We start from the raw sequence: 18,811 nt of genomic DNA, 5'->3' as shown, positions 1-18,811 counted from the left end.
TCAGGACTCGGTCGACTCGCTGCGGTCGAGCGACCACTCCGTGTGGAACACGCCAGCCTTGTCGGTCCGCTGGTACGTGTGCGCACCGAAGAAGTCGCGCTGAGCCTGGATGAGGTTGGCCGGGAGGCGGTCCGCACGGACACCGTCGTAGTACGACAGCGACGAGGCGAAGGCCGGGGTCGGCACGCCGTTGAGCGCAGCCTGCGCGACGATGCGGCGCCAGGCGCTGACACCGTGGCCGACAGCGGAGACGAAGTACTCGTCGGCGAGCAGCAGCGGCAGGTTCGCGTCGCGCTCGTAGGCCTCGGTGATGCGGTTGAGGAAGCGGGCCCGGATGATGCAGCCCCCGCGCCAGATCCGAGCCATCGCACCACGGTCGATGTCCCAGCCGAACTCCTCGGACGCAGCCGCGATCTGGTCGAAGCCCTGCGAGTACGCGACAACCTTGGAGGCGTACAGCGCGAGGCGCACGTCTTCGATGAAGGCCTCGCGGTCGGTGACGTCCCACGTCCCGGCGTGCGCCTCGAGGACACCGTTCGCGGCGGTGCGCTGCGGCACGGAGCCGGAGAGCGCGCGGGCGAAGGTCGCCTCGGCGATGCCGGTGATCGGGACACCGAGGTCGAGGGCGTTCTGGACCGTCCAGCGGCCCGTGCCCTTCTGCTCGGCGCGGTCGAGGATGATGTCGACGAAGGCGCTGCCGGTCTCCGCGTCGACGTGCTGGAGCACGTCGGCGGTGATCTCGATGAGGAAGGACTCGAGGTCGCCCTTGTTCCACTCGGCGAAGATCTCGCCGATCTCCTTGGCGGAGGCGCCCAGACCCTGCTTCAGCAGGTCGTAGGCCTCGGCGATGAGCTGCATGTCGGCGTACTCGATGCCGTTGTGCACCATCTTGACGAAGTGGCCGGCGCCGTCGGAGCCGACGTAGGTGCAGCAGGGGACGCCGTCGACCTTCGCGGAGATGTCCTCGAGGATCGGGCCGAGCCACTCGTAGGACTCCTTGGAGCCACCGGGCATGATGCTCGGGCCGTTGAGCGCGCCCTCTTCGCCGCCGGACACGCCGGTGCCGACGAAGTGCAGGCCGTGCTCCTTGAGCTCTGCCTCGCGGCGACGGGTGTCGGGGAAGTGCGCGTTGCCGGCGTCGATGACGATGTCACCCTCGTCGAGCAGCGGGATGAGCTCCTGGATGACAGCGTCGGTCGGGCCGCCGGCCTTGACCATGATGACGACCTTTCGCGGCTGGGCGAGCGACGCGACGAAGTCCTTCATGGACTCCGACGGGATGAAGTCACCGTCGGTCCCGTGGTCCGCGATGAGCGACTCGGTCTTGGCGTAGGAGCGGTTGTGCACGGCGACGGTGTACCCGTGCCGGGCGAAGTTCCTCGCGAGGTTGCGACCCATGACTGCGAGTCCTGTGACGCCGATCTGTGCGCGTGCTGACATCCGAGCTCTCTCCTTGGCCTCCGACGGGCTTTCACCTGTCACGACATGCTTCCTTCCCACCCTAGCCTCGGGTGCCGACGGCGCTCGCTGAGTATCACGATGCGTACGTCACGCTCTCGGCTCCTGCACGCCGCCCAGCGGTCGTCGCCGTGCCGGGTACACCCGCGGACCTGCGCGGACGTAACGATCTAGACACGCTCCGGGGCGCGGGCGTGGCACGGCGGCTTTGTCGCACGCCAGCCCTACAGTGCCAGTGTGATCACCACCGCAGGCGCCCAGGTCCCGCAGGCCTTCGTGCGCGCCCTGCAGTCGCTACGACGTCCTCGCCTGAGGCCAGGTCTCGAGCTCGAAGAGGTTCCCGCCCCTGTGCGCGTGGCCCCCTTCGCCGCGGCCCTGGCCGGGACGCTCGCGCACGTGGCGCGCCCCGACGAGGAGCTCGCCGACGGCAGGTTCATCGTCCTGCACGACCCCGAGGGCCGGGACGACTGGCAGGGCGACTTCCGCGTCGTGACCCTCGTCCGCGCCGAGATCGAGCCCGACCTGAGCACCGACGGGCTGCTCGGCGACGTCGCCTGGAGCTGGTTGCTCGAGTCTCTCGCCGACAGGGTCGGCGAGGTCGTCGCGCTCGGCGGGACGGTCACCCGCTCGATCAACCAGAGCTTCGGGGCCCTCGACGAGCAGCCCGACACGATCGAGCTCGAGATCCGCGCCTCGTGGACCCCCACCTCCCCGGACCTCACCGCACACCTGCACGCCTGGTCCGACCTCCTCGGCGCCGTCGCCGGTCAGCCGCACCTGCCCGAGGGCATCACCTCGCTCGATGAGCACCGATGACGTCGACCACCCCGGACAGCACGCGCCAGACGGCCACGGAACCGTCGACCCACCGGCCGGGCAGACCCGTGCCGGTCCCACGACGCAATACCGTTGTCTCATGACCTCGACAGCACCCGTCGGAGAGCCGGGCTCCCCGACGGCAGGAGCACCGCCGACAGACGACCAGCAGGGCTCTGCCCAGACCACCCCTGAGGTGACCCCGCTGACAGCACCGGCCGACGGCGTGGCCCGCGTCCTCGACAGCCCCTCCGGGCTCGCGCGCGCCGTCACCGCCTTCGCGGCCGGCACCGGTCCTGTGGCCGTCGACGCCGAGCGCGCGTCGGGCTACAGGTACGGGCAGGCGACGTATCTGGTCCAGATGCGCCGCGAGGGCGCCGGGACGATCCTGATCGACCCTGTCGCGCTGCCCGACCTCTCGTCGCTGAGCGAGGCCCTCGACGGGGTCGAGTGGGTGCTGCACGCCGCCTCGCAGGACCTGCCGGGCCTCGCCGAGCAGAAGCTCGTCCCGTCAGCGATCTTCGACACCGAGCTCGCCGCCCGCATCCTCGGCATGGAGCGGGTCGGCCTGGCAGCCGTCGTGGCCGAGGTCCTCGGGCTGGGGCTCGCCAAGGAGCACTCGGCCGTCGACTGGTCGACCCGCCCGCTCCCCGAGGCCTGGTTGCTGTACGCGGCCCTCGACGTCGAGGTGCTCGTCGAGCTCCGCGACCGCATGGCCGAGCGTCTCGAGGCCGCCGGCAAGACCGAGTGGGCGCAACAGGAGTTCGAGGCCGTGCGCCTCGCCGCTCCTGCGGCGCCACGCGTCGACCCGTGGCGCCGCGTCTCCGGGAGCCACACGCTGCGTCAGGCCCGCCAGCTCGCCGTCGTGCGTGAGCTCTGGACCACCCGGGACGAGAACGCCCGCAAGCGTGACGTCGCCCCGGGCCGGGTGCTGCCCGACCGCGCGATCGTCGCCGCAGCCCAGGCCATGCCGCGCACCGTCCCTGCGCTGACCGCCCTGCCTGCCTTCTCGGGCAAGGGCACCCAGCGTCGCGCCGTGCTCTGGCAGTCGGCGATCGACAGGGCGCTGGCTCTCCCCCAGTCCGAGCTCCCGACCCTCCACGGACCACGCTCGGACGCCCCGCCGTCCCCGCGCGCCTGGGTCGACCGTGACCCCCTCGCCGCCGCACGCCTCGATGCTGCCCGCGACCTCGTCACCCGGATGGGTGAGGAGCACCACATCCCGGTCGAGAACCTGCTGCAGCCGGACGCGCTGCGACGTCTCTGCTGGACACCCCCGGAGCCCATCACCCCTGAGACGGTGACAGAGTTCTTGCGCGGACGCGGTGCCCGCGCCTGGCAGACCGACCTGCTCGCGGGACCGCTCGCGACAGCGCTCACCGAGGCGAAGGTTGCCCCGCCGCAGGCCCCCGCAGCCTCTGCCTGACGGTAGGGTCTCAGGAATGCTCAGCATCGACGTCGTCACCGACCAGCCCACCTGGGACGAGGAGGTCCTCGCCCTCGGCGGCCACCCCCTCCAGCTCTGGGGCTGGGGTGAGCTCAAGGCCGCGCACGGCTGGCGCGCCCTGCGTCTGCGGGTCGTCGAGCAGGACGGCTCTGCCGGCGAGGTCGGAGAGCCACGCACCGTCGGGCTCGCCCAGGTGCTCGTGCGCCCCCTGCCGAGCGTGTTCCGCGCCCTCAGCTATGTCGCCCGCGGACCCGTGGTGGTCCACGAGGCCGACCGCGCGCGGGTCTGCGACGCCGTCGCGGACCACTGCCGCACGAGCGTCCGGGGCGTCGGGATCACCTTCGAGCCCGACTGGGACGCCGACGACGCCGCCCTCGACATCACCGGCGGGCGTGTCGCAGAGAACCCGATCCTCTACCCCGAGACGCTGATCGTCGACCTCACGCAGAGCGAGGACGAGCTCCAGGCCGTCATGTCGAAGTCGACGCGCTATGACATCCGCAAGGCCGGGCGGTCCGGGCTGGACGTGCGGCGCGTGACCGACGAGGAGACCGTCAAGGCCGTCCTCGGCGTCTACCACGAGACCGCCGAACGAGCCGGGTTCGCCCTGCACACCGACGAGTACTACCTCGACATCCACAGGCTCCTCGGTGAGCACTCCGTCGTGGTGGCCGCCTTCGACGACGACGGGTCTCCTGTGGCCTTCGTCTGGTGCATCAGCTCGGCGACCACCTCCTTCGAGCTCTACGGGGGGATCAACGACCGCGGCCGCAAGCTGCGGGCCAACGCCCCCGTCAAGTGGGAGTCGATGATGGAGGCCAAGCGCGGCGGCCTGAGCCGCTACGACATGAACGGTCTGCTCAACGACGGCATCTCCGACTTCAAGCGGAGCTTCGCCCAGCACACCGACACGCTCGTGGGCAGCATCGACGTGCCGTTCTCCTTCTGGTACTCCACCTGGAACCGTGCGCTTCCGACAGCCAAGAAGGTCTTGCGTTCAGTCTCGCGCTGACCTCGCGCGGACCGGCCGCAGCACCATAGGCTGCCTCCGTGCCCACGGACCGCGTGCTCCCAGACCTCACCGTCGCCCTCCTCCAGGCAGAGTCGGCCCCCGGCGACATCGAGGCGAACGTCTCGTCGGTAGTCGCAGCGACCGAGGCAGCCCGCGAGCTCGGCGCCCGCCTCCTCGTGCTGCCCGAGCTCGCGCTCACGGGCTACGAGCTGGACCTGCTCGGTGACGACGACCTCTGGCTGACCGTCGACGACCCGCGGCTCGCGCCGCTGCGCGCGACCGTCGCCGACACGGGGGTGACCATCGTGCTCACGGCGGCCCTCGTGCTGGTCGACGGGACCCGCCAGCTGGCTGCGCTCGCCTGCCTCGCGGACGGCTCCGTGGTCACGCAGGGCAAGCAGCACCTGCACGGTCAGGAGCACGACCTCTTCTCCCCTGGCTCCCCTGCGACCGAGACCGTCGACGTCGACGGCTGGGCGGTAGCCCTCGCGGTCTGCCTCGACGTCGCGCACCCGAGCCACGCGGCGCACGCCCGCGGGCTCGGGGCCGACCTCTACGCCTGCTCGACCCTCTACACCGAGGGTGAAGAACGCCGGGTCGACGTGCACGGAGCGGCCCGGGCCATGGACAACCGGATGTTCTCCGCGATCGCCAACCATGTCGGAGCGACCGGAGCGGGGTTCGCCTGCGGCTCGAGCGGTGCGTGGGCTCCTGACGGCGAGCGCATCGCCACAGCCGGCACGAGCACGGGTCTCACGCTCGCCACGCTCGACGCGGCACTCCTCGTCGTGCCGACCTCGGCCGTCGAGGCCGCGGTGACACCTGCGGTCCCCGTCTTCTGACCCCGCTGGGCCGACCTCCTGCATCTGACTGAGACTGCCGGTAGCATGTACCGCGCCGGCACGTCGCCGGCCCTGGACACCGTCGTCCACCAGTCAGGAGTCTCCCGATGACGACCTCTGCTCGTCGCCCCACAGCCCGTGACGTCGTCTTCGTCGACGGGGTGCGCACCCCCTTCGGCAAGGCCCGTCCCGACGGCCTCTACGCCCACACCCGAGCCGACGACCTCGCCGTGAAGTCGGTCCGCGAGCTCGTCCGCCGCCATCCTGGGCTGCCGCCCGAGCGGATCGACGAGGTCGCGATCGCCGCGACGACCCAGACCGGAGACCAGGGCCTGACGCTCGGCAGGTCTGTCGCCGTGCTGGCCGGTCTACCGAGGTCTGTCCCGGGCTTCGCCGTGGACCGGATGTGCGCGGGTGCGATGACAGCGGTGACAGCCACGGCCTCGGCGATCGGCTTCGGCCAGCAGGACGTCGCGATCGCCGGCGGGGTCGAGCACATGGGTCACCACCCGATGGGCTTCGACGCCGACCCCAACCCGAGGTTCGTCTCCGAGCGCCTCGTCGACCCGACGGCGCTCGTCATGGGTGCGACGGCCGAGAACCTCCACGACAGGTTCCCCGGGCTCACCAAGGAGCGGGCCGACAGGTACGCCGTCGCGAGCCAGGAGCGCTACGCGGCGGCTGTCGCCGCCGGTCACATCGCCCCCGACCTGGTCCCCGTCGCCGTCCGCTCCCCCGAGCTCGGCTGGGGTCTGGCGACTGCCGACGAGCTCGCCCGGCCCGGGACCACGCTCGCCGACCTCGCGCACCTCAAGACCCCCTTCCGCCCTGGCGGCAAGGTCACGGCGGGCAACGCCTCGCCGCTCACCGACGGCGCCGCCATGTGCCTCGTCGCCGCGGGCGACACCGCCGCCGAGCTCGGTCTCCCTGTCCGGATGCGTCTGGTGTCCTTCGCCTACGCCGGCGTCGCCCCCGAGATCATGGGCATCGGCCCTGTCCCGTCGACCGAGCGCGCGCTGCAGACAGCCGGTCTGACCATGGACGACATCGGCATCATCGAGGTGAACGAGGCCTTCGCCGTGCAGGTGCTCAGTCTGCTCGACCACTTCGGCATCGCCGACGACGACCCTCGGGTCAACCCCTACGGCGGGGCGATCGCCGTCGGGCACCCGCTCGCGGCGTCAGGGGTCCGGCTCATGACCCAGCTCGCCCGGCACTTCGCCGCCCGCCCCGACGTGCGGTACGGGATCACGACCATGTGCGTCGGTCTCGGCATGGGCGGCACCGTCGTGTGGGAGAACCCGCAGCACGCCGACTACTCAGGCCACACCACCACGTCGCACGAGAGCTGAGGAGACCCCATGACCGGAACGACCTCGAACCAGCCCACCGACACCGGCTCTGCGAGCGCGAGCCCCGGCACCGGCACCGGCACCGGCGCGCAGCCTGCGACGGGCACCGCAGCCCGCGCCGAGAGGGTCACGCACTCTCTCGTGCGTGATGTGCGGCTCCCGAGCGGCGGCACCCTCGCCCTCGTGACCCTCGACAACGGTCTCGACCACACGAAGCCCTCGACCCTCGGTCCGCTCGGCGTGGCCGAGCTGCACGAGACGCTCTCTGCGGTCTCCGACCGGGCTGCCCGTGGCGAGATCGTCGCGGCTGCGGTGACCGGGAAGCCCTTCGTCCTCGCGGCCGGCGCCGACCTGAGCGCCGTGAGCTCCGTGTCCGACCGCGACGCCGCGCACGCTCTCGGGGTGGCTGGCCACGCCGCCTACGACCTGCTCGACCGCATGGCAGTGCCGACCTTCGCCTTCATCAACGGCGTCGCCCTCGGTGGCGGTCTGGAGCTCGCTCTCGCCTGCACCTACCGCACCGTGGCGAGCGAGGTCCCGGCCGTCGCGCTGCCCGAGACCTCGCTGGGTCTGGTCCCTGGCTGGGGCGGCTGCTACAGGGTGCCGCGCCTCGTCGGGATCGAGAAGGCGATCGACGTCGTCCTCACCCGCCCGGCAGCCAACAAGCCCTTCACAGGTCCGCAGGCCTACGAGACCGGGCTCGCCGACGCGCTCTTCGACGCCGCGGACTTCCTCGAGCAGTCTCTTGTGTGGGCCGACGCCGTGCTGCGCGGCGAGATCACCGTCGAGCGCCCGCCGCTCGCCCCGGCCGCCCAGTGGCAGGCGACGGTCGATGCCGCACGCGAACGACTGGACGCCGTGCTGCACGGTTCACGACCGGCCCCGTACAGGGCACTCGACCTCCTGGCCGACGCGCGAGACGCCGCCCCGGTGTCCGCCTTCGCCGCGGAGGACGACGCCCTCGCCGACCTCATCATGAGCGACGAGATGCGGGCGTCGGTCTACGCCTTCCAGACCGTCAACGCCGGCAAGAAGCCTGTCGGCGCACCGTCGAAGGACCTCGCTCGGCCCGTGACCCAGGTCGGCATCGTCGGCGCGGGACTCATGGCAGCCCAGCTCGCGCTGCTCTTCGCCCAGCGGCTCGGGGTCCCCGTCGTCATGCGTGACCTCGACGACGCGCGGGTCCAGCACGGGCTGGACCACGTCCGCAGCACCGTCGAGAAGCTGGTGTCGACCGGGCGCATGCCCGCCGACAAGGCCGCCGCGATCTCGGCGGGCGTCCGTGGGACGACAGACCTCGGCGACCTCGCCGGCTGCGATCTTGTCGTCGAAGCGATCACCGAGGTGCTCGACCTCAAGAAGCGGGTCTTCGCCGAGCTCGAGGGCGTGGTCTCCGCCGAGGCGATCCTCGTGACGAACACCTCAGCCCTCTCGGTGACGAAGATGGCCGCAGACCTCCACCATCCCGAGCGGGTCGTCGGGCTGCACTTCTTCAACCCTGTCGCCCAGATGCCCCTGGTCGAGGTCGTCCGCGCGGAGAAGTCCTCCGACGAGGCCGTCGCGACGGCCTTCGCCGTCGCGAAGACGCTCCGCAAGACCGCGGTCCTCGTACGGGACAGGCCCGGTTTTGTCGTCAACAGGTTGCTCGTCCTGCTGCTCGGCGAGATCGTCGGTGCTGTCGAGTCGGGGACACCGGTCGAGGTGGCCGACAGGGCGCTGCGCCCGCTCGGGCTGCCGATGGGGCCTTTTGCACTCTTCGACCTCGTCGGACCGGCGGTCGGTCTGCACGTCCTCACGTCGCTGCGTAAAGACCTGGGCGACAGGTTCCCGGCGTCACCGGGGCTGGAGAAGATCGTCTCCGAGTCGATCCCCGTCGTCCTGCCGTCCCCCGCCCGCGGTGTGCCCGCCTCGGTCGACCCGGCGCTCCAGGCGGTCTTCGACAGCGTGCGCGACCCGGCGCGCGCTGCCGATCCCCTCGACGAGGCCGGGGTCCTCGACGCCGTGCTGCGTTCCCTCGCCCGCGAGGTCGGGCTGATGCTCGACGGGGGTGTCGTCACCGAGCCGTCGCAGATCGACCTCTGCATGATCCTCGGGGCTGGCTGGCCCTTCAGCGCAGGCGGGATCACGCCGTACCTCGACCGCTCGGGTGCTTCTGAGGCTGTCCTCGGGCGACGCCTGCTCCCGGACGGTGTCGCGAACGTGCCTGCCTGACCGCAGACGGCTGACGTGCAGAGGGACCCCGGCGGGTGCCGGGGTCCCTCTGCACGTCGGTGAGCTCAGGAGTCAGGGCTCGTGGCTCGTGACTCGAGTGCCCGTGAGCCCGGGAGGAAGCGGGCTCATGATGTGGCGGGCTCGTGAGGTGGTGGGCTCGCTCAGATGAGCACCCGGTTCGTCGTGTGCTGCAGGACGATGCCGTTGCCGTCAGGGTCGTCGAAGGTGGCGAAGCGTCCCCACGGCTGCTCGTCGATCCCGCTGGTGAAGGTCACACCCGCCTCCGTGAGCCTGGTGACGTCGCCGTCGAGGTCGTCGGTCTCGACGACGATGCCCTTGAGGTCCCCCGGCTGCATCGTCGGGAACCACGTGACGAGGGTGATACTCGTGTCTCCGCGTGGCGGAGCCAGCTGGAGCCACCGCATCTCGGGGGTCAGCTGGCGGTCGCCGAGGACCTGGAAACCGAGGACGTCACGGTAGAAGTCGCGCGAACGGTCCTGGTCGGAGACGGGGACCGAGAAGAGCTGGATCTGTGTGATGGCCATGCTCCACTCTGGCACCGCCCGAGCTCACGGGCACCTCGGGCGCGACTCTCCCCAGCTCTGCCTGACCAGACACCGCAGCATCCTCTGAGCGGTACCGCGTGCTCGTGCCCGGCTCGGCCAGCAGGTCGGGTCGGGTCGGCGAGACGGGTCGGGCCAGCGGGACGAGTCAGGTTGGCGGGACGGGTCGGGTCAGCAGGACCTGCTGACGGCGACCGCGGGTCAGTAGACGGTCAGACCCTTGCTGCGGAACTGGTCGCGCACCCGCTCGAGCAGCTCTTTGCTCGGCGGTTCGGCGTCGGCGAGCTCGTACTTGAGCCCGAGCGTCTTCCACTTGTCCAGCCCCATCTGGTGGAAGGGGAGCACCTCCACGCGGGAGACGGACGACAGCGTGGCAGCGTACTGCGCGACCTTCTCGACGTTCTCGACGTCGTCGGTGAGCCCAGGGACGAGGACGAACCTCAGCCAGATCTCGATGTCCTTGGCGGCCAGCCGCCGACCGAAGTCGAGGGTCGGCTGGAGCTCACGCCCGGTGACCTTCTTGTAGGTCGCCTCGTCACCCGACTTCACGTCGAGCAGGACGAGGTCGATGTTCTCGAGCATCTCGTCGGTGCACGACGCACCGAGGTACCCGGAGGTGTCGATCGTGGTGTGGATGCCTTCAGCCTTGGCGCCCTTGAGGATCGTCGCGGCGAATGCCGGCTGCATGAGCACCTCGCCGCCGGAGATCGTCAGCCCGCCGCCTGTCGCGCGGAACAGGGCCCTGTAACGCCGGATGCGTCGCAGCAGCTCGTCGGAGGTGACAGACTCCCCGTCCTTCATCTTGAAGGTGTCGGGGTTGTGGCAGTAGAGGCAGCGCAGAGGGCACCCTGCGAAGAAGACCGTCATCCGGGTACCGGGGCCGTCGACGGCCGTCACGAGCTCCCAGGAGTGGATCGACCCGAGAGTCCCTTCTCGCATCTGGGTGAGCCTGTCGCCGTGGCTCGCACCCGAGATCGCCAGACCTTCGGTTCCTGCGCCGACGGTCCGGCGCTCCGGGGCCTCGAAGTCTTTGTCGAAGGTCGACTCTGCGGGTCCCGCTGCCTGGACGCCCCGCATCCCTGAAACCTGCTGCGCGCTCCCGACTGCCTCGCCGGTGGTCTGGGTGCTCATGGTGCGTCCCTTCGAAGGGTGGACGGCTGTCCGGTGGTCCGCGCCGCTGGCGCGGAGCCTGGTGTGTCCGGCGGCGGCCGCTCGTCTCGAGCAGCCGCCGCCGTCTGGTCACCTCCGCGGGCGGAGGTGGCGGCTCACGCCGACTGGTGGAACGTGCGGGCCAGGACGTCCATCTGCTGCTCGCGCGTCAGCTTGACGAAGTTCACCGCGTAGCCGGAGACCCGGACCGTGAGGTTGGGGTAGTTCTCCGGGTTCTCGATCGCGTCCTCGAGGGTCTCCCTGTTGAGGACGTTGATGTTCGCGTGGAAGAGCCCTTCGGACATCCCGGCGTCGAGGATGCCGACGAGGTTGCCGACCTGCTCCTCCTTGTTCCGGCCGAGGCCGGAGGGGGTGATCGTGTTCGTCAGCGAGATGCCGTCGAGCGCGTCGTTGTAGTCGAGCTTGCCCACCGAGAGCATGGAGGCGACCATACCGTGCGTGTCCATGCCGTTCTCGGGGTTGGCCCCCGGGGAGAAGGGCTCGCCCTTGCGGTGACCGGAGGGGAAGCTGCCGGTCGCCTTGCCGTAGACCACGTTGGACGTGATCGTCAGGACGGACTGGGTCGGGACTGCGTCGCGGTAGAGCGGCAGCGCCCGGATCTTGTCCATGACTGTCTTGACGACCAGCTGGGCGATCTCGTCGGCCTTGTCGTCGTCGTTGCCGTAGACGGGGAAGTCGCCCTCGGTGATGTAGTCGACGACAAGACCGGTCTCGTCGCGGACCGGGGTGACCGTCGCGTACTTGATGGCCGACAGGCTGTCGGTGACGATCGACAGACCGGCGATGCCGCAGCCCATCGTGCGCACGATCTCGGAGTCGTGGAGCGCCATCTCGATCGACTCGTAGGCGTACTTGTCGTGGCTGTAGTGGATGATGTTGAGCGCCTCGACGTAGGTCTGGACGACCCAGTCGAGCATGGCGTCGTACTTCGCCCACACCTCGTCGTAGCTGAGCGGCTCGTCGGAGGTGATGCCCTCGAAGCCTGTGACGATCTGCTTGCCGCTCATCTCGTCGCGCCCACCGTTGACCGCGTAGAGGAGGCTCTTGGCAGCGTTGACGCGGGCCCCGAAGAACTGCATCTGCTTGCCGACCCGCATCGGGGACACGCAGCAGGCGATCGCGGCGTCGTCACCCCAGTGCTGGCGGATCTGCGCGTCGGACTCGTACTGGATGGCCGAGGTCTCGATCGAGATCGCGGCGCAGAAGTCCTTGTAGCCCTGGGGCAGGTCTTCGTGCCAGAAGATCGTGATGTTCGGCTCGGGGGCCGGGCCGAGGTTGCGGAGCGTCTGGAGCAGGCGGAACGAGGTCTTGGTGACCTGCGTGCGGCCGTCGTCGCCGAAGCCGGCGTCGGACCAGGTGGCCCAGTACGGGTCGCCCGAGAAGATCTGGTCGTAGTCGATGGTCCGCAGGAAGCGCGTGATGCGCAGCTTGATGACCAGGGCGTCGATGAGCTCCTGAGCCTCGGACTCCGTGAGGGTGCCCTCGGCGAAGTCACGCTCGACGTAGGTGTCGAGGAAGGCGGAGAGGCGACCGATGCTCATGGCCGCACCGTCCTGGGACTTCACGGCGGCGAGGTAGCCGAAGTACGTCCACTGGACGGCTTCCTTGGCCGTGGCCGCCGGGCGACCGAGGTCGAAGCCGTACTGCTCGCCGAGGTTCTTGAGCTTCTTGAGCGCCTTGATCTGCTCGGAGTGCTCTTCGCGGTAGCGCGCCCAGCTCTCGGTGAAGCCCTGGTCTGCGACGAGGTCCTTGTCCTTCATCTTCTCGGAGATGAGGAAGTCGACGCCGTAGAGCGCGACACGACGGTAGTCGCCTATGATGCGGCCGCGGCCGTAGGAGTCGGGAAGGCCGGTGATGATGTGGGACGAGCGGGCTGCACGGATGCGCGGGGTGTAGATGTCGAAGACACCCTCGTTGTGGGTCTTGCGGTACTTGGTGAAGATCTCCTTCACCTGCGGGTCGGGCTCGAGGCCGGCCTCCTTGATGGCGGTCTCGACCATGCGCCAGCCGCCGTACGGCATCATCGCGCGCTTGAGCGGGACGTCGGTCTGCAGCCCGACGACGACGTCGTCGTCAGCGCTGATGTAACCGGCCGGGAAGGCGTCCACGTCCGCGGGGATGTGGGTGTCGACGTCGAAGACGCGCTTGGCGCGCTCGACCGACAGGTACTCCTTCTCGAGGGTGTCCCACACGGCCAGCGTCTTGGCTGTGGGCCCCGCGAGGAACGAGGCGTCGCCCTCGTAGGGGGTGTAGTTGCGCTGCATGAAGTCGCGGACGTCGACGGACTCCGTCCACGGCCCGGTCTCGAACGTCCGCCACGCTGCGGGAGCGGTAGCACCGGCCGTCGTGGCCGAGCCGTCTGCGGTTGTAGTCATCGTCGTCTCCTTCGTCCTGCTCGACCGTTCTGATCGTGCTCTCAGACTATGGAGATATTCATAGGACGACTTGGGACCTTAGGCCCTCGGTCCATCGGCCGAGGGAGGCGTGCGTCACACCGAGCCGGGCGCGTCCAGATCGGAGGTAGACAGGGCCAAGGTCACTTGCGCAGGACTTCCCCTCACCCACGGCCCCAGGCTCTCACGACGCTGCTCCCAGAGCGCCACGGACGATCGAGTCCCCGGAGTGCCCGGGGTCCCCGTCGAGAGGCTCTTGAGACACGTCCACGAGCGAGAAGCGCGAGACGTCGAGGCCGGCCGGGACGTCGAAGCGGCCCTGGTTCCCCTCGAGCACACCGAGACTCACCAGACCGCTCAGGTCGTCGGCGAGCAACCAGACCTCGCGGTACCCACCGGGGGTCGCGGCTGCGTCGACGTCGACGACCACCTGCCGCAGCCCGTCCGCCGACTCTTCGAGCCTGGCCTGCCCGGAGGCGTCGGGCCAGGCCGGCAGCGCGTCGAGCGACGCCGAGGCCAACGTGACCTCGGCTCCGGTCGACTCCTGGCGCTCCCAGAACACTCCTCCAGCCACTCCGACGACCAGCGCCGCAGCAGCGGCAGCCGACACCCAGGGCAGGAGCCTGCGCTGCCTGGGCGCGCTCGTGGGCGGGGCGGTGTCCCGGACGACGCTCAGGCGTCGGTCCCCGTCGTCGACGGGCGGCGCGAGAGGCTCGCGGACCGGGTTCTCAGGACCGACGTCGCGGAGCCCGAGCTCGGCGTGGATCCGCTGCCACACCGCAGCGCCCGGCGCCACGAGGACGTCGGCGGCAGTGACCGTGGTGGCCACCTGCGACACCTCCGAGAGCGCCGAGAGCTCGGTGCTGCAGGCTGCGCAGGCGTCCAGGTGCGCCCGGTCTGCGTCTGTCGACACGTCGCCGGGGTGCTCCCCGAGCGCGAGCAGCGCCAGGGTCTCAGGGTCGAGATGCTGCACCGTCCACCTCCAACCGTGTGCGCAACCGCGTCAGGCTGCGTCGGACGTGACTCTTGACGGTGCCCAGGGGCAGCCTCATCTCGTCGGCGATCTGGACGTGCGTGAGGTCGCGGAAGAAGGCTAGCCGCAGGATCGTCCCCGCAGGCTCCCCCAGCCTGTCGAGCTCGTCGGCGACCAGGAGCCGCAGCGTGGTCTGCTCTGCCATGCGGTCGGTCGTCACCTCCTCGGGGATCGCGGTGGCTGTCGCCTCGACGACAGTACGGTGGCGCGCCGCAGCGGCATGCGCGTCGGCGATCTTGAACCGGGCGATGCCCATCACCCAGGTCGACAGCCGTGCTCGCCCGGGGTCGTAGCCGTCCCTCCCCCGCCAGGCGGCGACGAAGACCTGCTGCGTCACGTCCTCGGCGTCGGCGGCGCTCCCCAGGGAACGGAGCGCGACCGAGTACACGAGGGACGACCACCGACCGTAGGCGTCGGCGAGAGCGCTCTCGTCACCGCCCGCGAAGCGAGCAGCGAGGTCGTCGGCGTGCAGGTCGACCGTGTCACCCACCCTGAGCCCTCCCTGGTCGCCATCCGCTCGGAACGCACGGTGCTCTCGCTGCTCTCGGGGCCCTTGCAGTCCACCGTCCACCGAGGTGAGCGGCCCGGACGACCCGCTCACGACGCCGGCACAGCGGTGACGACGACGTTGTCCACATAGTGTCCTGTGCTGCGGTCGAAGACGCCACCACAGGTGACGAGCACGAGACGCCGTGGCCCCTCCCTGCTGAAGAGGTCGTCGAGGGCGATCTCCGACTTGGCCACCTGGGCCCTCTCCGTGACCGTGTAGGTGACGTCCTCGCCGCTCTCGTCGGTGACGACCACAGCACTGCCGACCTCGGCGTCCACGAGCCTCGCGAAGGGACCGAGACCTGTCGACCGGGTGTCGGCATGAGCTGCCAGGAGCGTCACCCCGGCGGCGCTGGACGGCGCGGAACCGTACCTGTACCAGGCTGCCCGCAGCCCGGTCTCCGGGAGCTCCATGGTGCCGTCGGGGGCGACCCCGAGAGCCTCGACCTCCATGTCGATGTCGAGCGCGTCGACGACGACCCTGACTGGTCTCGGGAGCTCGCCTGCGAGCGCGTCTGCAGCGGGGCGGACCGGGATGTCAGCGGGGTCCGGTGCCGGAGCAGGCACCCGCGGCGACGAGGGTGGTGACGGCTGGGGCCCGTCTGGCACCGGGGGCGTCGTGGGCGTGCCCGGCGTCGAGGGCTCGACGACCTGCGTCCCGGCCATGGCTGGGGGCGGCTCGACCTGCCGGGCGCAGCCGGAGGAGATCACGATCAGGAGCGCGAGCGACCCGGCGAGCAGCAGCCTGCTGCTGCTCGCCGGGTGGGCGCCCGTGGGCGTCAGACGCATCGCGAGACGGGTGCTCAGACGCGCGCCCGGCTGCGCCGGACCGTGAGGAGGACCACCGAGGCGGCGGCCACGAGAACCAGTCCTGCGCTCACCACGACCCAGGGCGACGGGCCGTCAGAGGTGAATCCTGTCGCCGCCAGCCCGACCTCCCCGGCCTGGATGGCCGACGGCGCCGAGTGCAGGCCGTCGACGGTCTGCGTCGCGAGCGCGAGGGTGCCGTCCGCCAGGCTGCCGTAGGCGTACGCGATGGTGTTGACCCCTTCGGCGACGGTCACGTCGACAGGGCCGAGGACCGGCTCCGTCGTACCGGCTGCTGCCACGGCGACCGACAGCGTCGAGGCCGGGAGGTCGAGGACCTGCTCTGCGGGGTTCTCGAGCCCGCTGATCACGGCTGTGCCCCCTGCGAGGACGTCGACAGCCGGCGCGGCGGCGACGTGGCGCACGGTGAGGCGTCCCTCTCCGGCCGCCGTGGTCGAGGTGTCGTTGGTGAAGAGCGTGGCGGTCGGGGTTCCCGCAGCGTCGAGGTGGGCGACAGCCGTGTAGCTCGTCCCGGCGGCGAGCGGGAGGTCGACGGGGCCGATGGCCGGTGCGCTCGCGTCGACAGCGTCGGCCGCCGTGATGGCGACGCTGTAGGTGCCGGCGGGGAGGTCGAGGGGGCCGGCGAGGGTGCCGGGCTCGAAGTCGTCCAGGGTCCGCTCGCCGTTGACCCAGACGTCGACGGTGAGCCCAGGGACACCGTGCAGCACAGACAGGGAGGCGTCTGCACCCTCGGTCTGGGCCTGTGCGGGGGCCACGAGGAGTCCAGCTCCTCCGGCGGTCAGTGCGGCGACAGCCACTGAGGTGATGACGCGGTCTCGAGCTCGCATGAGTACTCCAGATGTCGAACGTCCCCAGCGGGGTGGCGTGGGGAGCTCCGGTGTTCCTTCTGACACCTGTAGTTCTCCCGCGCGGGCGCCCACGGATGCACTTCGGGGCAAGAAAGTTCTCCGCAGGCTCCGGGCACGACAGACCGTGCCCTCACCGTCGACGCAGCTGTCGGCAGCGTCGCGGGTGCCCTGGCGCACGGCCTGACCGGCAGCTCCCGGCCGTCACGACGGCCGGGAGGGCAGTCAGCGGGCCAGCAGGTCCAGCACGTCCCGGGCGATGTCGGGAGCGGTGAGCCTGTTCGCCGTGACGATCTGGTCGCGGGTCGCGTGGTCGAGGAAGGCGGACGGCAGACCCACGGTGTGCACGGGTGTGCGCACCCCGGCCTGCGCGGCCCGCTCGCCGAGCAGCGCGCCGATGCCGCCCTCTGCGAGGCCGTCCTCGATCGTCACGACGAGGTCGTGCTCCCCCGTCATCTTGACGAGCATCGACGGCATCGGGAGGACCCAGGTCGGCGAGGCGACTGTCGTGTCCAGGCCGTGGGCGGACAAGATCGAGCTCACCTCGAGGGCTGTCGTGGCCATCGAGCCGATCCCCACGACGAGCACCTTGCGGGCCGCGACACCGTCGGCCGACGCGGGCTGGGTCTCGCGCCCGATGACGTCGACCCCGTCGGTCGTGTCGAGGGCCGGGATCGGGTCGCCGACGGAGCCCTTCGGGTAGCGCACGACGCTCGGGGCGTCGTCGACGTCGACTGCTGCGCGCAGGGCCGCGCGCAGGGTTGCCTCGTCGCGCGGGGCGGCGAGGTGGACGCCCGGCACGATGCGCAGCATCGCCATGTCCCACATGCCGTTGTGGCTCGCACCGTCGTCGCCGGTGATCCCCGCACGGTCGAGGACGAAGGTCACTCCGGCCTTGTGCAGCGCCACGTCCATGAGGACCTGGTCGAAGGCCCGGTTGAGGAAGGTCGCGTAGAGCGCGACGACGGGGTGCAGTCCCGCGAAGGCCATCCCGGCGGCGCTCGTGGCGGCGTGCTGCTCGGCGATGCCCACGTCGAAGGTGCGGTGCGGGAAGGCCTTCTCGAAGGGTGCCAGTCCGACCGGGGCGAGCATCGCCGCGGTGATCGCGACCACGTCGGGCCGGGCGCGGCCGATCGAGACGATCTCGTCGGCGAAGACCTTCGTCCACCCGAAGCGCGACGGCGCGACGGGCAGACCGGTCTCCGGGTGGATCTGGCCGACGGCGTGGAAGCGGTCGGCCACGTCCTGCTCGGCCGGGCTGTAGCCGCGGCCCTTCTCGGTGATGACGTGCACGAGCACGGGGGCGCCGAAGGACTTCGCGCTCGTCAGGGCGCGCTCGACGGCCTCGACGTCGTGCCCGTCGACCGGGCCGATGTACTTGATGCCCAGGTCCTCGAACATGCCCTGGGGTGCGACGACGTCCTTGATGCCCTTCTTCAGGCCGTGCAGCGCGTCGTAGGCGACGCGACCGGGAGGGCCCGAGCGGCGCAGCGTGCGACGACCCCACGAGAGCATGCTCTCGTAGCCCTGCGTCGTGCGCAGCGTGTCGAGGTGGTGCGCCATGCCGCCGATGGTCGGGGCGTAGGAGCGTCCGTTGTCGTTGACGACGAGGACGAGACGGCGGTCGTGACCGTCGGCGATGTTGTTGAGGGCCTCCCAGGCCATGCCACCGGTCAGGGCGCCGTCGCCCATCACGGCGACCACGTGGCGGTCGTCGAGCCCACGGACCACGTTGGCCTTGGCGATACCGTCGGCCCAGCTGAGCGCTGTCGAGGCGTGGGAGTTCTCGACGATGTCGTGCACGGACTCGGCCCGGCTCGGGTAGCCCGAGAGACCCTCGCGGCGGCGCAGGTCGCCGAAGTTCTGGCGCCCCGTGAGCAGCTTGTGCACGTAGGACTGGTGGCCCGTGTCGAAGACGAAGGAGTCCTTGGGCGAGGCGAACACGCGGTGCATCGCGACTGTGAGCTCGACGACGCCGAGGTTCGGTCCGAGGTGCCCGCCTGTGCGCGAGACCGACTGGACCAGGAACGTCCGGATCTCGGCCGAGAGCTGTTCGAGCTGCGCCGGGCTCAGCCGACGGAGGTCTGCCGGCGACGTGATGGTCTCCAGGACTGCCATGGCCATTCCTCCTTGCTGCGTGCGCTGCGCCCGCAGGGCCCGCACACGCCGTCGTCGTGCGGATGCACGGTGAACCACTCTATAAGCGTGCGCGCGAGAGCACCGCCTGGACGAGGGTGAGATGCCCGGAAGGTCGCGGAGTGTCGCCATGCTCACACAGTCCCGTCACGTCCC

Annotated in this window: 15 protein-coding genes; 6 read left to right on the top strand and 9 right to left on the bottom strand. The window is 70.5% G+C overall.

Features of this window, described 5'->3' with window-relative positions; genetic code table 11:
* Positions 1 to 1,440, bottom strand: a complete 1,440-nt coding sequence (gndA, locus tag SANBI_RS07845) for an NADP-dependent phosphogluconate dehydrogenase (protein ID WP_319160567.1) — start codon at positions 1,438 to 1,440, stop codon at positions 1 to 3.
* Positions 1,441 to 1,695: 255 nt separating this feature from the next.
* On the opposite strand from gndA, the gene SANBI_RS07840 reads away from it, so the two are divergent.
* The 6 genes from SANBI_RS07840 to SANBI_RS07815 all read left to right on the top strand — a co-directional run bounded on the left by SANBI_RS07840 (position 1,696) and on the right by SANBI_RS07815 (position 9,138).
* Positions 1,696 to 2,274: a DUF3000 domain-containing protein gene (locus tag SANBI_RS07840; RefSeq protein ID WP_056132295.1), complete on the top strand. Its 579-nt coding sequence runs from the start codon at positions 1,696 to 1,698 to the stop codon at positions 2,272 to 2,274.
* A 100-nt stretch (positions 2,275 to 2,374) separates the two neighbouring features.
* Positions 2,375 to 3,700 (top strand): ribonuclease D, encoded by a 1,326-nt coding sequence (locus SANBI_RS07835; protein WP_319160563.1) that lies wholly within the window; start codon positions 2,375 to 2,377, stop codon positions 3,698 to 3,700.
* A 16-nt stretch (positions 3,701 to 3,716) separates the two neighbouring features.
* Positions 3,717 to 4,733, top strand: coding sequence for a lipid II:glycine glycyltransferase FemX (locus SANBI_RS07830; RefSeq protein WP_319160561.1), 1,017 nt, complete (start codon positions 3,717 to 3,719; stop codon positions 4,731 to 4,733).
* Between the two features lie 38 nt (positions 4,734 to 4,771).
* Entirely contained in the window at positions 4,772 to 5,575 is an 804-nt protein-coding gene (locus tag SANBI_RS07825; RefSeq protein ID WP_319160559.1) for a carbon-nitrogen hydrolase family protein, read from the top strand.
* A gap of 107 nt (positions 5,576 to 5,682) precedes the next feature.
* Positions 5,683 to 6,927, top strand: coding sequence for a thiolase family protein (locus SANBI_RS07820; RefSeq protein ID WP_319160557.1), 1,245 nt, complete (start codon positions 5,683 to 5,685; stop codon positions 6,925 to 6,927).
* Between the two features lie 9 nt (positions 6,928 to 6,936).
* On the top strand, positions 6,937 to 9,138 hold the full coding sequence (locus tag SANBI_RS07815; protein WP_319160555.1) for a 3-hydroxyacyl-CoA dehydrogenase NAD-binding domain-containing protein: 2,202 nt from the start codon (positions 6,937 to 6,939) through the stop codon (positions 9,136 to 9,138).
* Between the two features lie 161 nt (positions 9,139 to 9,299).
* Here the strand turns inward: SANBI_RS07815 and SANBI_RS07810 are convergent, their stop codons facing one another.
* The 8 genes from SANBI_RS07810 to dxs form a co-directional block, all read right to left on the bottom strand.
* The gene (locus tag SANBI_RS07810; protein ID WP_056132283.1) at positions 9,300 to 9,683 is read right to left on the bottom strand and encodes a VOC family protein; all 384 of its coding nucleotides are present in this window, start codon (positions 9,681 to 9,683) and stop codon (positions 9,300 to 9,302) included.
* Between the two features lie 219 nt (positions 9,684 to 9,902).
* Complete coding sequence (gene pflA / locus SANBI_RS07805) at positions 9,903 to 10,778, bottom strand: pyruvate formate-lyase-activating protein (RefSeq protein WP_319161218.1); 876 nt, start codon at positions 10,776 to 10,778, stop codon at positions 9,903 to 9,905.
* Between the two features lie 188 nt (positions 10,779 to 10,966).
* Positions 10,967 to 13,246: a formate C-acetyltransferase gene (gene pflB / locus SANBI_RS07800; protein ID WP_319160551.1), complete on the bottom strand. Its 2,280-nt coding sequence runs from the start codon at positions 13,244 to 13,246 to the stop codon at positions 10,967 to 10,969.
* Between the two features lie 202 nt (positions 13,247 to 13,448).
* On the bottom strand, positions 13,449 to 14,237 hold the full coding sequence (locus SANBI_RS07795; protein ID WP_056132278.1) for an anti-sigma factor: 789 nt from the start codon (positions 14,235 to 14,237) through the stop codon (positions 13,449 to 13,451).
* Entirely contained in the window at positions 14,218 to 14,787 is a 570-nt protein-coding gene (locus SANBI_RS07790; RefSeq protein ID WP_056132276.1) for an RNA polymerase sigma factor, read from the bottom strand. Before SANBI_RS07790 ends, SANBI_RS07795 begins: the two co-directional genes overlap by 20 nt.
* Before the next feature lie 107 nt (positions 14,788 to 14,894).
* A complete protein-coding gene (locus tag SANBI_RS07785) occupies positions 14,895 to 15,635 on the bottom strand; it encodes a class F sortase (RefSeq protein ID WP_319160547.1) in 741 nt (246 codons plus the stop codon).
* 14 nt (positions 15,636 to 15,649) lie between these two features.
* Positions 15,650 to 16,501 (bottom strand): DUF4397 domain-containing protein, encoded by an 852-nt coding sequence (locus SANBI_RS07780; RefSeq protein WP_056132270.1) that lies wholly within the window; start codon positions 16,499 to 16,501, stop codon positions 15,650 to 15,652.
* A gap of 243 nt (positions 16,502 to 16,744) precedes the next feature.
* Positions 16,745 to 18,637 carry a 1-deoxy-D-xylulose-5-phosphate synthase gene (gene dxs / locus SANBI_RS07775; protein ID WP_056134044.1) on the bottom strand — a complete coding sequence of 631 codons (1,893 nt, stop codon included), beginning with the start codon at positions 18,635 to 18,637 and terminating at the stop codon, positions 16,745 to 16,747.
* Positions 18,638 to 18,811 lie beyond the last annotated feature (174 nt).

This window comes from Sanguibacter biliveldensis (genome assembly GCF_033798665.1).
Taxonomy (GTDB): Bacteria; Actinomycetota; Actinomycetes; order Actinomycetales; family Cellulomonadaceae; genus Sanguibacter; species Sanguibacter inulinus.
This window is presented reverse-complemented; position numbering and strand designations above follow the sequence as displayed.